Source organism: Cedecea neteri (assembly GCF_000758305.1).
GTDB classification, from domain to species: Bacteria; Pseudomonadota; Gammaproteobacteria; order Enterobacterales; family Enterobacteriaceae; genus Cedecea; species Cedecea neteri_C.
In genome coordinates this window covers 954012-967447 of the sequence record NZ_CP009458.1, presented here as the reverse complement: position 1 = coordinate 967447, position 13436 = coordinate 954012, and the positions used below count along the sequence as shown (strand labels likewise).

The 13436-nt window shown below is 56.3% G+C and carries 13 protein-coding genes and 1 pseudogene; 11 read left to right on the top strand and 3 right to left on the bottom strand.

Annotated features, from left to right (window positions below; all coding sequences use genetic code 11):
• The first annotated feature begins 15 nt into the window (after positions 1–15).
• From yidA to LH23_RS04565, 6 genes and pseudogenes are all read left to right on the top strand, one after another.
• Positions 16–828: a sugar-phosphatase gene (yidA, locus tag LH23_RS04590; RefSeq protein WP_039288907.1), complete on the top strand. Its 813-nt coding sequence runs from the start codon at positions 16–18 to the stop codon at positions 826–828.
• A 226-nt stretch (positions 829–1054) separates the two neighbouring features.
• A complete protein-coding gene (gene dgoR, locus LH23_RS04585; protein ID WP_039288905.1) occupies positions 1055–1744 on the top strand; it encodes a D-galactonate utilization transcriptional regulator DgoR in 690 nt (229 codons plus the stop codon).
• Positions 1741–2625, top strand: coding sequence for a 2-dehydro-3-deoxygalactonokinase (locus LH23_RS04580; protein ID WP_039288903.1), 885 nt, complete (start codon positions 1741–1743; stop codon positions 2623–2625). The genes dgoR and LH23_RS04580 overlap by 4 nt, the downstream gene beginning before the upstream one ends.
• Entirely contained in the window at positions 2609–3226 is a 618-nt protein-coding gene (locus LH23_RS04575) for a 2-dehydro-3-deoxy-6-phosphogalactonate aldolase (RefSeq protein ID WP_039288901.1), read from the top strand. The genes LH23_RS04580 and LH23_RS04575 overlap by 17 nt, the downstream gene beginning before the upstream one ends.
• Entirely contained in the window at positions 3223–4371 is a 1149-nt protein-coding gene (dgoD, locus tag LH23_RS04570) for a galactonate dehydratase (RefSeq protein ID WP_039288899.1), read from the top strand. Before LH23_RS04575 ends, dgoD begins: the two co-directional genes overlap by 4 nt.
• A 65-nt stretch (positions 4372–4436) precedes the next feature.
• Positions 4437–5773, top strand: a pseudogene (locus tag LH23_RS04565) (MFS transporter).
• Positions 5774–5805: 32 nt separating this feature from the next.
• On the opposite strand, the gene LH23_RS04560 reads toward LH23_RS04565, so the two are convergent.
• Entirely contained in the window at positions 5806–6927 is a 1122-nt protein-coding gene (locus LH23_RS04560) for an agmatine deiminase family protein (protein ID WP_039288895.1), read from the bottom strand.
• Between the two features lie 129 nt (positions 6928–7056).
• Here LH23_RS04560 and LH23_RS04555 point away from each other — a divergent pair, with 129 nt between their 5' ends.
• The gene (locus tag LH23_RS04555; protein ID WP_039288893.1) at positions 7057–7932 is read left to right on the top strand and encodes a LysR substrate-binding domain-containing protein; all 876 of its coding nucleotides are present in this window, start codon (positions 7057–7059) and stop codon (positions 7930–7932) included.
• A gap of 45 nt (positions 7933–7977) precedes the next feature.
• Positions 7978–9243 (top strand): DUF3748 domain-containing protein, encoded by a 1266-nt coding sequence (locus tag LH23_RS04550; protein WP_039296382.1) that lies wholly within the window; start codon positions 7978–7980, stop codon positions 9241–9243.
• Positions 9244–9248: 5 nt separating this feature from the next.
• Here LH23_RS04550 and LH23_RS04545 read toward each other — a convergent pair whose 3' ends face one another.
• Entirely contained in the window at positions 9249–9581 is a 333-nt protein-coding gene (locus LH23_RS04545; RefSeq protein ID WP_139827338.1) for a YceK/YidQ family lipoprotein, read from the bottom strand.
• 314 nt (positions 9582–9895) lie between these two features.
• Here LH23_RS04545 and ibpA point away from each other — a divergent pair, with 314 nt between their 5' ends.
• The 3 genes from ibpA to LH23_RS04530 all read left to right on the top strand — a co-directional run bounded on the left by ibpA (position 9896) and on the right by LH23_RS04530 (position 12638).
• Complete coding sequence (gene ibpA, locus LH23_RS04540) at positions 9896–10309, top strand: small heat shock chaperone IbpA (protein ID WP_039288889.1); 414 nt, start codon at positions 9896–9898, stop codon at positions 10307–10309.
• A gap of 113 nt (positions 10310–10422) precedes the next feature.
• Complete coding sequence (ibpB, locus tag LH23_RS04535) at positions 10423–10851, top strand: small heat shock chaperone IbpB (RefSeq protein ID WP_039288887.1); 429 nt, start codon at positions 10423–10425, stop codon at positions 10849–10851.
• A 128-nt stretch (positions 10852–10979) separates the two neighbouring features.
• A complete protein-coding gene (locus LH23_RS04530) occupies positions 10980–12638 on the top strand; it encodes a putative transporter (protein WP_039288885.1) in 1659 nt (552 codons plus the stop codon).
• Here the strand turns inward: LH23_RS04530 and LH23_RS04525 are convergent.
• Complete coding sequence (locus tag LH23_RS04525; protein ID WP_039288883.1) at positions 12633–13376, bottom strand: GntR family transcriptional regulator; 744 nt, start codon at positions 13374–13376, stop codon at positions 12633–12635. The genes LH23_RS04530 and LH23_RS04525 overlap by 6 nt on opposite strands.
• Between the last annotated feature and the right edge of the window lie 60 nt (positions 13377–13436).

Sequence of the window (13436 nt, the reverse complement as noted above, 5' to 3'; positions counted from 1 at the left end):
ACCTCTGAAGATCTCATGACCATAAAACTGATTGCAATTGATATGGATGGCACGCTGCTGCTGCCAGACCACACTATCTCTCCGGCGGTAAAACAGGCCGTTGCGGCGGCGCGCGAACGCGGCGTGAACGTCGTGATCTGTACCGGTCGTCCGTTTGCTGGCGTTGAAAGCTACCTGCGTGAGCTGCAGATGGATAAGCCCGGTGACTACTGCATCACTTACAACGGCGCGCTGGTGCAGAAGGCAAGCGACGGCAGTACCGTCGCCCAGACGGCGCTGAACTATGACGACTATCGTTTCTTGGAAAACCTGTCCCGCGAAGTGGGTTCACACTTCCACGCGCTGGATCGCCATACCCTGTACACCGCGAACCGCGATATCAGCTATTACACGGTGCATGAGTCCTTTATCGCCAGTATTCCTTTGGTGTTCTGCGAAGCGGAAAACATGGATAAAAACGGCGAATTCCTGAAAGTCATGATGATTGACGAGCCGGCCATTCTCGATGAGGCCATCACCAGAATCCCTGCCGAGGTCTTTGAGCGCTATACGCTGCTGAAAAGCTCGCCTTACTTCCTGGAAATCCTCGACAAGCGCGTCAACAAAGGCACCGGCGTGAAGTCACTGGCGGAGAAACTGGGCATTAAGCCGGAAGAAGTAATGACCATCGGCGACCAGGAAAACGACATCGCAATGCTGGAATACGCTGGGATGGGCGTGGCGATGGACAACGCGACCGACAAAGTGAAAGCCGTCAGCGACTTCGTCACCAAATCCAACCTGGAAGATGGCGTGGCCTACGCTATCGAGAAGTTTGTGCTGAATTAACCGCCTCTTCTCACCTCCGCTGCCCTGGCTCTGCCGGGGCTTTTTTTACTCTTTCGATCGTGAATTGCCTATTATGTGATCCATATTGTAGTACAACATGAATATATTGTACTACATTGAGCGCAATGAAACGGCAGTTGGTCTCACATTTGTACTTCAAAAATGCGGTGAAATTCAGCTGGGGCGGTAAAGTAGCGGGTAAGACTTTGTTCACAAGGAATCCGTTATGAGCCTCAATAAAACCGACCGCATCATCGTCACGCTGGGCCAGCAAATCGTGAGTGGTAAATACGCGCCGGGCGCGGCATTACCGGCAGAAGCCGAGCTATGCGAAGAGTTTGAAACTTCGCGCAACATCATTCGGGAAGTGTTTCGCTCGCTGATGGCAAAGCGGTTGATTGAAATGAAGCGTTATCGCGGCGCGTTCGTTCAGCCCCGTAATCAGTGGAACTACCTCGATACCGAGGTGCTGCAGTGGGTGCTGGCGAACGATTACGACCCGCGCCTTATCGCCGCGATGAGTGAAGTACGAAATCTGGTTGAACCCGCCATTGCCCGCTGGGCGGCGGAGCGCGCGACATCGAATGATCTGGCCCGAATAGAAGGTGCCCTGAACGATATGGTCGCGAACAACCAGAATCGCGATGCGTTTAACGAGGCGGATATCCGCTACCACGAAGCGGTGCTGGAGTCCGTGCATAACCCGGTTTTGCAGCAGTTGAGTATTGCTATCAGCTCCCTGCAGCGGGCCGTTTTTGAGCGAACCTGGATGGGGGATGAGGCCAACATGCCGAGAACCCTTCAGGAACATAAAGCGCTGTATGACGCGATCCGTCATCAGGACAGCGCGGCAGCGGAGCAGGCGGCGCTCACCATGATCGCCAGCTCCACTAAACGACTAAAGGACATTACATGACATCTCGCTACATCGCCATTGACTGGGGATCGACCAACCTTCGCGCCTGGCTCTACCAGGACGGGGATTGTATCGACAGCCGCAAAAGTACTTCAGGCGTGACGCGCCTGGGCGGCAGATCCCCGGAGGCGGTGTTTAGTGAAATTGTTGCAGGCTGGCGAGATACGCCCACGCCTGTGCTGATGGCCGGTATGGTTGGCAGCAACGCGGGCTGGAAAATTGCCCCCTATCTGCCGTGCCCCGCGCGTTTTGCCACTTTCAGCGAGCAGATGACCGCCGTGGCAGAGCAAGTGTGGATAGTCCCTGGCCTGTGCGTGCAGCGCGAAGATAACCAAAACGTGATGCGCGGCGAAGAAACCCAACTGTTGGGTGCCCGCTCGCTGCAGCCTGCTCCGCTTTACATTATGCCCGGTACCCACTGCAAATGGGTGCCAACGGATGAAGAGTCGGTACTCGATTTTCGCACCGTATTGACCGGCGAACTGCATCATCTGCTGCTTCAGCATTCCCTGATTGGTACTGGTCTGCCAGAACAGCAGGCCAGCCCTGAGGCGTTTAACGCCGGACTCGAGCGTGGGATCAATGATGGCGACCTGCTGCCTCAACTCTTTGAGGTACGCGCCGCGCACGTACTGGGCCAGCTACCGCGAGAGCAGGTAAGCGATTTCCTTTCCGGGCTGTTGATTGGCAGTGAAGTGGCGACGATGACGCGCCGTTTTGCCTGTCCGGTCGGGCAGCCTGTCACCATTGTGGCCAATCCCGCGCTTAGCGCTCGCTATCAGGCAGCTTTATCCCTGCTCGGCTTTAGCAGCCCGGTGGTGGATGGCGACAATGCTTTCCAGGCAGGAATAAGGAGTATTGCAAATGCAGTGGCAAACTAAGCTTCCGCTGATCGCGATTTTACGCGGCATCACCCCGCAGGAGGTCCAGGCGCACGTAATCGCGCTGTTGGACGCCGGGTTTGATGCGGTGGAAATTCCCCTCAATTCACCGCAGTGGCAGCAAAGCATCGCCTCTATGGCCGCGGAGTTCGGCGATAAAGCGCTGATCGGGGCGGGCACGGTGCTAAAAACGGAGCAGGTAGACGAGCTTGCGGCAATGGGCAGCAAGCTGATGGTCACGCCGAACACACAGCCCGACGTGATCCGCCGCGCCGTGGCAAGCGGTATGACGGTTTGTGCGGGCTGTGCGACAGCCTCTGAGGCTTTTTCCGCGCTGGATGCGGGCGCGCAGACGCTGAAAATTTTCCCTTCTTCTGCCTTCGGGCCGGACTACATCAAGGCGCTGAAAGCCGTGCTTCCGCCGGATGTGCCGGTGTTTGCCGTCGGTGGCGTGACGCCGGAAAACCTGCATATCTGGCTGCAGGCAGGGTGCGCCGGGGCGGGGTTGGGCAGCGATTTATACCGTGCCGGGCAGCCGGTGAGCCGCACCAGCGAAAGGGCAAAAGCATTTGTTAAAGCGTATCAAGAGGCCGTGCAATGAAAATTACCAAACTGACGACGTACCGTTTACCGCCGCGCTGGATGTTCCTGAAAATTGAGACTGACGAAGGCGTAGTGGGCTGGGGAGAGCCTGTTATCGAAGGCCGCGCCCGCAGCGTTGAGGCGGCGGTGCATGAACTAAGCGAATACCTGATTGGCCAGGATCCGGCCCGCATTAACGACCTGTGGCAGGTGATGTATCGCGGTGGGTTCTACCGCGGCGGCCCGATTCTGATGAGCGCCATCGCCGGGATCGATCAAGCACTCTGGGATATTAAAGGTAAGGTGCTTAACGCGCCGGTATGGCAGCTGATGGGCGGCCTGGTGCGGGATAAAATTAAAGCCTACAGCTGGGTAGGCGGCGACCGCCCGGCAGAAGTGATCGACGGGATTAAGTCCTTACGTAAAATCGGATTTGATACTTTTAAATTAAATGGCTGCGAGGAAATGGGCATTATCGATAATTCCCGTGCCGTTGATGCTGCCGTCAATACCGTGGCTCAAATTCGTGAAACCTTCGGCAATGAAATTGAATTTGGCCTTGATTTCCATGGGCGAGTTAGCGCCCCGATGGCGAAAGTATTAATTAAAGAGCTGGAGCCATATCGCCCTCTGTTTATTGAAGAGCCGGTTCTGGCGGAACAGGCAGAATATTATCCACGGCTGGCGGCACAAACGCATATTCCTATTGCGGCCGGGGAACGTATGTTCTCTCGCTTTGAATTCAAGCGAGTGCTGGAAGCGGGCGGGATCGCCATTCTACAGCCGGATCTCTCCCATGCGGGTGGCATCACGGAATGCTATAAAATTGCCGGTATGGCAGAGGCTTACGATGTCTCTCTGGCCCCGCATTGCCCGCTGGGGCCGATTGCGCTGGCCGCCTGTTTGCACATCGACTTTGTTTCCCGCAACGCGGTATTCCAGGAGCAAAGCATGGGCATCCATTATAACAAAGGCGCCGAGCTGCTCGACTTCGTGAAAAATAAAGAAGATTTTAAAATGGACGGCGGCTATTTCCTGCCTCTAATGAAGCCGGGTCTTGGGGTTGAAATTGACGAAGAACAGGTGATTGCCCGCAGTAAAAACGTTACCGACTGGCGAAACCCTTTATGGCGTCATGCCGACGGCTCCGTGGCTGAATGGTAAATAAATAACGTCAGAAGTTAGCTGTAAACAATAAAACATTATAAACACCCTCTGTATAACAGGGCATGGTGAGCAGCTTCGCCATGCTATTTTTTGGAGACGAAATATCATGGATATTTCTGCAACTGCGGTGAAACCTACGCGCCGCCGTTATTTAACGCTGGTGATGATCTTTATTACGGTGGTGATTTGTTACGTTGACCGCGCCAACCTCGCGGTCGCGTCGGCCCATATTCAGGAAGAATTTGGCATCACCAAAACGGAAATGGGCTATATCTTCTCGGCCTTTGCCTGGCTTTATACCCTGTGCCAGATCCCTGGCGGCTGGTTTCTCGACCGCGTGGGTTCTCGACTGACCTATTTTATTGCCATCATGGGATGGTCCGTTGCCACGTTATTCCAGGGGTTTGCGACCGGCCTGATGTCGTTGATTGGCCTGCGCGCGATTACCGGTATTTTTGAAGCACCAGCGTTCCCGACCAATAACCGCATGGTGACAAGCTGGTTCCCGGAGCACGAGCGTGCGTCTGCGGTAGGTTTTTACACCTCCGGGCAGTTTGTTGGCCTGGCATTCCTGACGCCGCTGCTGATCTGGATTCAGGAGCTTTTAAGCTGGCACTGGGTCTTTATCGTAACCGGTGGGATCGGCATCATCTGGTCGATTATCTGGTTTAAGGTTTATCAGCCGCCGCGTAAGAGCAAAGGCATTAACGCCGCCGAGCTGGACTATATTCGCGAAGGCGGTGGCCTCGTAGACGGCGATGCTCCGGTAGAAAAGAAAGCGCGTAAGCCGCTGAGCGCCGCCGACTGGAAACTGGTGTTCCACCGTAAGCTGGTAGGCGTGTACCTCGGGCAGTTTGCCGTCACGTCTACCCTGTGGTTCTTCCTGACCTGGTTCCCTAACTATCTGACGCAGGAAAAAGGCATTACCGCGCTGAAGGCAGGATTTATGACAACTGTGCCGTTCCTGGCGGCCTTCTTCGGCGTGTTGCTTTCAGGCTGGGTTGCGGACCGCCTGGTGCGTAAAGGCTATTCGCTGGGGATCGCGCGTAAAGCGCCAATCATCTGCGGACTGCTGATCTCTACCTGTATCATGGGTGCCAACTACACCAACGATCCGGTATGGATCATGACGCTGATGGCGATCGCCTTCTTCGGCAACGGCTTTGCGTCCATCACCTGGTCGCTGGTGTCCTCCCTGGCACCAATGCGCCTGATTGGCCTGACGGGCGGCGTGTTTAACTTTGTCGGCGGCCTGGGCGGGATCACCGTGCCGCTGGTGATTGGCTATCTCGCCCAAAGCTACGGCTTTGCCCCGGCGCTGGTTTATATCTCCGTGGTAGCGCTGTTGGGAGCACTTTCTTACATCCTGCTGGTGGGGAAAGTGGAAAGGGTGGGTTAAATAAGAGGGAGCGTCAGCTGCGCTCCCTTTTGTTATTTCACGGCGAGTAACTGATTCGTTACGCAGTGGATCCCGCCGCCTCCGGCGGCAATTGCGTCGATGTTAAGCTGCACAATCTCACGCTCAGGGTAGAGCGTCGACAGCAAACTAAACGCCGCCTCATCTGTTTCTTCATCGCCAAACTCCGGGGCAATAATCGCGCCGTTGATCACGAAGTAGTTGATGTATCCGGCGGCAAAATCCGGGTTTCCTTCGCTGAAGCGGCTTGCGCGTGGAGCCTGCGGCGGCGTGACGGTGTGAACCTGTAGCCTGCGACCTTCGGCGTCAGTTGCCTGCCTGAGGATGTCCAGGTGAGTCTGCGTCACTTTGTGGTCCCAGGAATCCGGGTCGGGATCGAGGTTGGCGATCACCACGCCTGGCTCAACAAAACGGGCGTAAAAATCGACATGGGCGTCGGTGATATCTTTCCCTTTGATGCCCGGCAGCCAGATGATTTTTCTCAGGCCAAGCTGCGTTTTTAGCTCCTGCTCTACCCGGTCGCGGCTCCAGCCCGGATTACGGTTGGCGTTTACCCAACTGCTTTCGGTCATGATGCCGGTGCCGTGCCCGTCCACTTCAATCCCGCCACCCTCGCCCGTCAGCGCGCTGCGGATGAACGGCGATGCACCGTATTTTTCGGCCATAAATGCCGCCAGCTTCGTGTCTTTGCTGTGCCGCTGCTTATTGCCCCAGCCGTTGAAGTTAAAGCCCACGGCGGCGAGTTTGCCTTCCGGTGAAGTGACAAAGCACGCGCCGGTGTCCCGCATCCAGATGTCGTCCAGCTCAGTCACCACGTAAGTCACGTTGTGGCTGCCGCATTTTTCCTCCGCCAGCTCACGTTCGTGTTCGCGACAAAAAACCGTTAGCGGCTGGAAACCGGCGATAGCGTGCGCGATGCGGCCCAGGGCATCCTGCACGCCAGGGGTAAAATCTTTCCAGATCGCTCGCTGAGCGCCAAACGCGATAAATGCACGCTGCTGCAGCTCGCCTTCGTCAGGCATGCGCCAGCCAGCGCTAGCGGCCGCGAAGGCGGAAACAGGCAGCCCGAAAGAGCCCGCCATGCCCATCCCGGCCAGCACCGAGGCACATTTGATAAATTCACGACGCGTTGACATACCGGACTCCCATATAGCTGTTTAATGTAAGAAATTCTGCTCAGTGTTGCAGGTGGATATTCCATCACTGGCTGAATTCAGCTTCCAACGATATATTTAGCGGACATCTGATTAGCCTGGCTTATCGATATGTTAAAACACTGGCCACCGTTAAATGCCCTACGTGGGTTTGAAGCCGCTGCGCGTCTGGGAAGCTTTCACCAGGCTGCGTCTGAACTGCACCTGACCCAATCGGCCATCAGCCAGCAAATCCGCAGCCTGGAGGATTACCTGGAGCAGCCGCTGTTCTTTCGCAGCGGGCGCAGCGTCAGCCTTACGGACGCCGGGCAGGATCTCTACAGCACCGCGCAGGTCATGCTGCAACAGCTGGCGGTGGGTATCCGTCGGCTCGATCAGTACCGCAAGCCGAACCAGCTTATCGTGAACACCACGCCCGCTTTCGCCAGACACTGGCTGTTGCCTAATCTGGCGGATTTTAATCGCCGGTATCCGCAGACCGATCTTTGGCTGTTCACCAGTTTTGATCCGCCGGACATGGCCAGTGAAACCATCGACGTGGCTATCCGGGATGACCTCAGCCAGCAGGCGGAATGTCTTTTCGAGGTGTTGTACAAGGATAGACTTTATCCGGCCTGCCATCCCGCCGTGCAGGATATGCCGGTAGAGCAGCGAACCACGCTGCACGGCGAACGCGAGATGAGCTGGGAGCACTGGAGTGTGGCTGGCGGGGTGGACGTCGGCCAGCAAAGTCAGGGGATGAATTTCTCCGATCCAGGATTGTTGCTTGACGCCGCCGCAGACGGGCTTGGTATTGCGCTTGTCAGCCAGCTGCTGGCAGACAGAAAAAGGGCAAACGAGCAGCTCATCCCGCTGGTGGAGCAAAGCGTACGCGGTGCTGACTGGGCGTGGCTTATCCATCGTGAAAGCGAAAATGACCCGCTAACCCACCAGTTTTGCGCGTGGCTCCGGGACAGGCTGCCTGGCAAAGTGGAAAGGCCCGGCTAATTCTTTTACCCTGAGGCGTACTCAGCGCTTCAGGGCAAAACCGTGATTAAACAACTCACCTTCGCACCGCGTCATCATCAGCTTACCAATATCAATACCTGGACGCCGGACAGCCAGTGGCTCGCCTTCGACGTGCGGCCATCGGGTGCCTCTTTTACTGGCACAACCATCGAGCGAGTTAATACCCAGAACGGTGACGTCGAGGTGGTGTATCGCGCCCCAGAAGGCGCCCATGTTGGCGTGGTGACCGTGAATCCGCAGCTGCCGGAGCGCTACGTTTTCATCCACGGCCCGGAAAACCCGGACGCCGACTGGCACTATGACTTCCACCACCGTCGTGGCGTGGTTGTGGCGCAGGGGGAGGCCAGCAATCTTGATGCGATGGACATCACCTCACCTTATACTCCTGGCGCACTGCGTGGCGGTAGCCACGTTCACGTCTGGAGCCCGGACGGTAGCCGCCTGAGCTTTACCTACAACGACCACGTTATGCACGAGCTTGATGAGCGCTTAGATCTGCGTAACGTCGGCGTCGCGTTACCTTTTGGCCCTGTAGCGCCGCCAAAACAGCATCCTCGCGAATATGACGGCAGCCACTATTGTGTGCTGGTCAGTCTCACAACGGCAGATCCGCAGCCCGGCAGCGATGAAATTAACCGCGCCTACGAAGAAGGCTGGGTCGGGGAACACGGCTACCGGAAGCCAGACGGGAGCGTCCAGCGCTGGGCGTTGGCGTTTATCGGCGATACCCGGTCGGCAAACGGCGAGAAGGTGCCTGAGCTGTTTATCGTAGATCTTCCCGATGAGCCGCAGGCGTACAAGCAAGCTGGAAGTGAACCGCTGTGTGGCACCGCCACTACGCTGCCAGCGCCGCCAAAAGGCGTGATGCAGCGCAGACTGACCTTTACCCACGAGCGCCGTTATCCGGGCCTGGTGAACCAGCCCCGACACTGGATCCGCAGCAGCCCGGACGGCAGCCAGCTTGCCTTCCTGATGCGAGACGACAGCGGCGTGGTGCAGCTTTGGATGCTGTCCCCGAACGGTGGCAAACCACGGCAGGTGACCCAGGGCCCACATGGCATTCAGTCGGCCTTTAACTGGCATCCTTCAGGCAAAGTTCTTGGGTTTGTGCAGCAGGGGCGCGTGGTGCTGTGTGACGCGCAAAGCGGAGCGATTACGGCATTAGGTGCAGCTGAAGGGGAAGCGCCTTCCGGCGACGCTATCGTCTTTTCCCCGGACGGCAAGCGGGTTGCGTGGATGCAGGAGATCGAGGGTTTCCGCCAGCTATGGTGCGCGGAAACCGGTCTTTAAATCATTCAGTGGGGCAGTTCTGCCGGTGGAATAACGGAATTAGTGGCCAGATTTTGTTTCTCGCTGGCTTCCACGCGCGATCTCACCGAGTTGTCCTTACGGAACATATCCCACGGTAAAAGCACCGTATCGAGCACGGCGGTAAACGGCAGATCCAGTGCAACCAGCGGCTTGATTGCCCAACTGGTGTCGTCGTCGCCAAGCGTTGCCGCACTGGCTCGGGTACCAGGGTACACGCCTTCTTTGCCGCCGCTATGTGACATCATACTTGAGCAGCCGGTCAGTAATAACAGCCCGCTGCTAATCACCAGAGTTGGAAACCAGTTTCTCATTATCATTTTGCTGTCATCTTCAATGGTTGGCGGAGTACCAGCCCCAGCGGAGTTATAACACCCGCCTGTGATTTAAAAATGCCCATCGTTCCGCTCTGCGGCGGCTATCGCATATTTTTAACCTTTTATGCTGTTTGCCAGTCTATGTAAGGAAACCTCAGGACGCAAAAAATTTGCAGTAAAGCGCCTTGAAAAATTTTAAGCGAGCCACATTTTAGTAGGGTAACCAGAGAGAGTACGCCGATTGGGTACTCAGGTTCATGGCCTGTCCAAAGGGAAGGCTTTTACATCTTACTCGCTGATTTCAGGAGCTTTTTATTATGCGTAACTTCGATCTTTCTCCGCTGTACCGTTCCGCCATCGGTTTTGACCGTCTGTTTAATCTGCTGGAAAGCAACCAGAGCCAAAGTAACGGCGGCTACCCTCCGTACAACGTTGAATTAGTGGACGAAAACCACTATCGCATTGCTATCGCCGTCGCCGGTTTCGCAGAAAGCGAACTTGAGATCACCGCCCAGGATAACTTGCTTATCGTCAAAGGGGCGCGCGCGGGTGAGCAGCAAGAGCGGACTTACCTCTACCAGGGCATTGCCGAACGCAACTTCGAGCGCAAATTCCAGCTTGCAGAAAATATCCATGTTCGTGGCGCGAACCTGGTCAACGGCCTGCTGTACATCAGCCTGGAACGTGAAATTCCAGAATCGATGAAGCCTCGCCGCATCGAAATCAACTAATTCATAGGGTCGCGCCATGCGCGGCCCGTCATCAAGCTGGCTTGCCGTCAGGGAGCCAATGCCCGTTCGCATGCGGGCAGGTTATTTCTTGCTTCAAAGAAGGAGAAAACACTATGCGTAACTACGATTTATCCCCACTTCTGCGTCAATGGATCGGCTTCGATAAACTGGCTAATGCGCTGCAGTCCAGCGGTGAAAGCCAGGGCTTCCCGCCGTACAACATCGAAAAAAGCGACGATAACCATTACCGCATCACGCTGGCGCTGGCCGGTTTCCGCCAGGAAGATCTCGATATTGAGCTGGAAGGCACCCGCCTGAGCGTGAAGGGCACGCCGGTTAAACCGGAAAAAGAGATCAACTGGCTGCATCAGGGGCTGGTGACTCAGCCGTTCAGCCTGAGCTTTACCCTGGCCGAGCATATGAAGGTCTCAGGGGCAACGTTCACTAACGGCTTGCTGCATATTGACCTGGTGCGCGATATCCCGGAAGAAGTAGCTCCGCAGCGGATCGCCATTAGCGAGCGTCCCGCGCTGAATAGTTAATTAAGTTTCAGCTGTTAAGTATTAAGGCCCCTGAAAATGGGGCCTTTTTTGTGCTCCGCGCCCCATTATCCTCTCCGTAGCTCTGCCAGAATCCTTAGTAACAATAATGTTATTCACAGGGATTATATATGAGTGGAATAGCGTTAACCGTCAGCATGCTGGCGCTGGTTGCCGTCGTGGGATTGTGGATCGGTAATATCAAGATCCGCGGAGTGGGCTTCGGGATCGGAGGCGTGCTGTTTGGCGGCATTATTGTCGGCCACTTTGTGAATCAGGCCGGGATTGGCCTGAACGGCGACATGCTGCACTTTATCCAGGAGTTTGGTCTTATCCTGTTTGTTTACACGATAGGCATCCAGGTCGGGCCCGGCTTCTTCTCATCCCTGCGCGTTTCCGGCCTGCGGCTAAATCTGTTCGCTATTCTCATCGTCGTGCTTGGCGCGCTGGTCACCGCTGTGGTCTACACGCTGTTTGATGTGCCGTTGCCGGTGGTGCTGGGGATCTTCTCCGGTGCGGTCACCAATACACCAGCGTTGGGTGCCGGGCAGCAGATCCTGACCGATCTCGGCACGCCTGCACAATTGGTTGACCAAATGGGGATGAGCTACGCGATGGCCTATCCGTTTGGGATTTGCGGCATCCTGCTGACCATGTGGCTGTTACGCATGGCCTTTCGCGTCAGCGTAGACAAAGAAGCGCAGCAGTTTGAGGCCAGCAGCGGCCAAAATCACGCCCAGCTGCACACCATTAATATCTGCGTCGCCAACCCCAACCTGAACGGCCTGGCGATTCAGGATGTACCAATTCTCAACAGTGACGAGATTATCTGCTCCCGGCTCAAGCGCGGCGAACTGCTAATGGTGCCTTCTCCGGGGACGATCGTTCAGACTGGCGACCTGCTGCACCTGGTCGGGGCCGAAAAAGATCTGCACAAAGCGCTGCTGGTGATCGGCAACGAAGTGGATACTTCGCTTTCTACGCGAGGCACGGATCTGCGGGTTGAGCGCGTGGTGGTGACCAACGAAAAAGTTCTGGGCAAGAAGATCCGCGATCTGCATCTGAAGCAGAAATACGACGTGGTGATATCCCGCCTTAACCGCGCCGGAGTTGAGCTGGTGGCCAGCAGTAACGCCAGCCTGCAGTTTGGCGACATCCTCAATCTGGTCGGACGGCCTCAATCAATAGACGCGGTGGCCGCAGAGGTCGGTAACGCGCAGCACAAGCTACAGCAGGTGCAAATGCTGCCGGTGTTTATCGGTATCGGGCTCGGCGTACTGCTGGGCTCCATTCCGCTGTTTATCCCCGGCTTTCCGGCCGCGTTGCGTCTTGGGCTGGCTGGCGGGCCGCTGATTATGGCGCTGATCCTCGGGCGTATCGGCAGCATCGGTAAGCTTTACTGGTTTATGCCGCCGAGCGCGAACCTGGCGCTGCGCGAGCTGGGTATCGTCCTGTTTCTGGCGGTGGTTGGGCTCAAGTCCGGCGGGGATTTTATCGACACGCTGCTGGTGGGTGACGGCGTAAGCTGGATTGGCTACGGCATTCTGATCACCGCGGTGCCGCTGATTACCGTCGGCCTGCTTGCTCGCCTGCTGGTGAAGATGAACTACCTGACGCTGTGCGGCATGCTGGCGGGCTCGATGACCGACCCGCCTGCGCTGGCCTTTGCCAACGGGTTGCATGCGACCAGCGGAGCCGCCGCGCTTTCTTACGCCACGGTTTACCCGCTGGTGATGTTCCTGCGCATTATTACGCCTCAGCTGCTGGCGCTACTTTTCTGGGGGCTATAGCTCACCGCCGCCCGACTGTTCGGGCGGCACTCTCGAATGATCCCGGCGGAGGTGGTAATCCACCTGATATTCGCTGGCATTTCTGAACATCACCGAATAGTTAAGAAATTCGCCTTTGTCGCTGTAGGAGAGCGAAGTGATGCGCAAAATCGGTGTCGCCTCGGCGATGTTCAACAGTTTTGCCGTTTTGGTGTCGGCAAGCACCGGCGTCAGCGTTTCATAATTGCCGCTGATGACTATCTGGCATTCGTCTTCGATATAGCTGAATTTTGATCCTTCAAGGTGGGCCAGCGACAGGTTGCGGAAGATTTTGACCGGCATGTAACTGTCTTCCACCATCAGCGGCTTGCCGCCGACGGCGCGCACGCGGCGGGAGTAATAAATTTTTTCGTCGATCTTAATGCGCAGCAGGCTGGCTATCGCCGGGGGCGCGGGCATCACGTTAAACTCCAGCACCTCACTCAGCACCTCTTTGCCCTGGCTGCGCATCACTTCCACAAAACCCGTGAGGTTTGTGGTTTCGTGGTGAACATCTTTTTTGGTGACCCAGGTGCCGCTGCCCTGGCGGCGCGTGACCAGTCCCCAGCCCACAAGCAAATCTACTGCTTTGCGAATCGTCATGCGCGACACGCCAAATTCCTCGGCAAGCTTCTTTTCCCCAGGCAATGGGCTGCCGATGGTGTAGTCGGCAGAATTAAGCCGCAGTCTTAGTCGGTCAGCAATGGATTTGTAGATCATATCTGGACATCTCCAGGCGTTATCCCGCCGTTATATGTCGGTTAATTGTCTAGTTTTAAC

What these genes read in the sequence shown, in the direction of transcription:
- yidA (WP_039288907.1), top strand. Translation starts at nt 16, where the DNA reads ATGACCATAAAACTGATTGCAATTGATATGGATGGCACGCTGCTGCTG.
- dgoR (WP_039288905.1), top strand. Translation starts at nt 1,055, where the DNA reads ATGAGCCTCAATAAAACCGACCGCATCATCGTCACGCTGGGCCAGCAA.
- LH23_RS04580 (WP_039288903.1), top strand. Translation starts at nt 1,741, where the DNA reads ATGACATCTCGCTACATCGCCATTGACTGGGGATCGACCAACCTTCGC.
- LH23_RS04575 (WP_039288901.1), top strand. Translation starts at nt 2,609, where the DNA reads ATGCAGTGGCAAACTAAGCTTCCGCTGATCGCGATTTTACGCGGCATC.
- dgoD (WP_039288899.1), top strand. Translation starts at nt 3,223, where the DNA reads ATGAAAATTACCAAACTGACGACGTACCGTTTACCGCCGCGCTGGATG.
- LH23_RS04560 (WP_039288895.1), bottom strand. Translation starts at nt 6,927, where the DNA reads ATGTCAACGCGTCGTGAATTTATCAAATGTGCCTCGGTGCTGGCCGGG.
- LH23_RS04555 (WP_039288893.1), top strand. Translation starts at nt 7,057, where the DNA reads ATGTTAAAACACTGGCCACCGTTAAATGCCCTACGTGGGTTTGAAGCC.
- LH23_RS04545 (WP_139827338.1), bottom strand. Translation starts at nt 9,581, where the DNA reads ATGATAATGAGAAACTGGTTTCCAACTCTGGTGATTAGCAGCGGGCTG.
- ibpA (WP_039288889.1), top strand. Translation starts at nt 9,896, where the DNA reads ATGCGTAACTTCGATCTTTCTCCGCTGTACCGTTCCGCCATCGGTTTT.
- ibpB (WP_039288887.1), top strand. Translation starts at nt 10,423, where the DNA reads ATGCGTAACTACGATTTATCCCCACTTCTGCGTCAATGGATCGGCTTC.
- LH23_RS04530 (WP_039288885.1), top strand. Translation starts at nt 10,980, where the DNA reads ATGAGTGGAATAGCGTTAACCGTCAGCATGCTGGCGCTGGTTGCCGTC.
- LH23_RS04525 (WP_039288883.1), bottom strand. Translation starts at nt 13,376, where the DNA reads ATGATCTACAAATCCATTGCTGACCGACTAAGACTGCGGCTTAATTCT.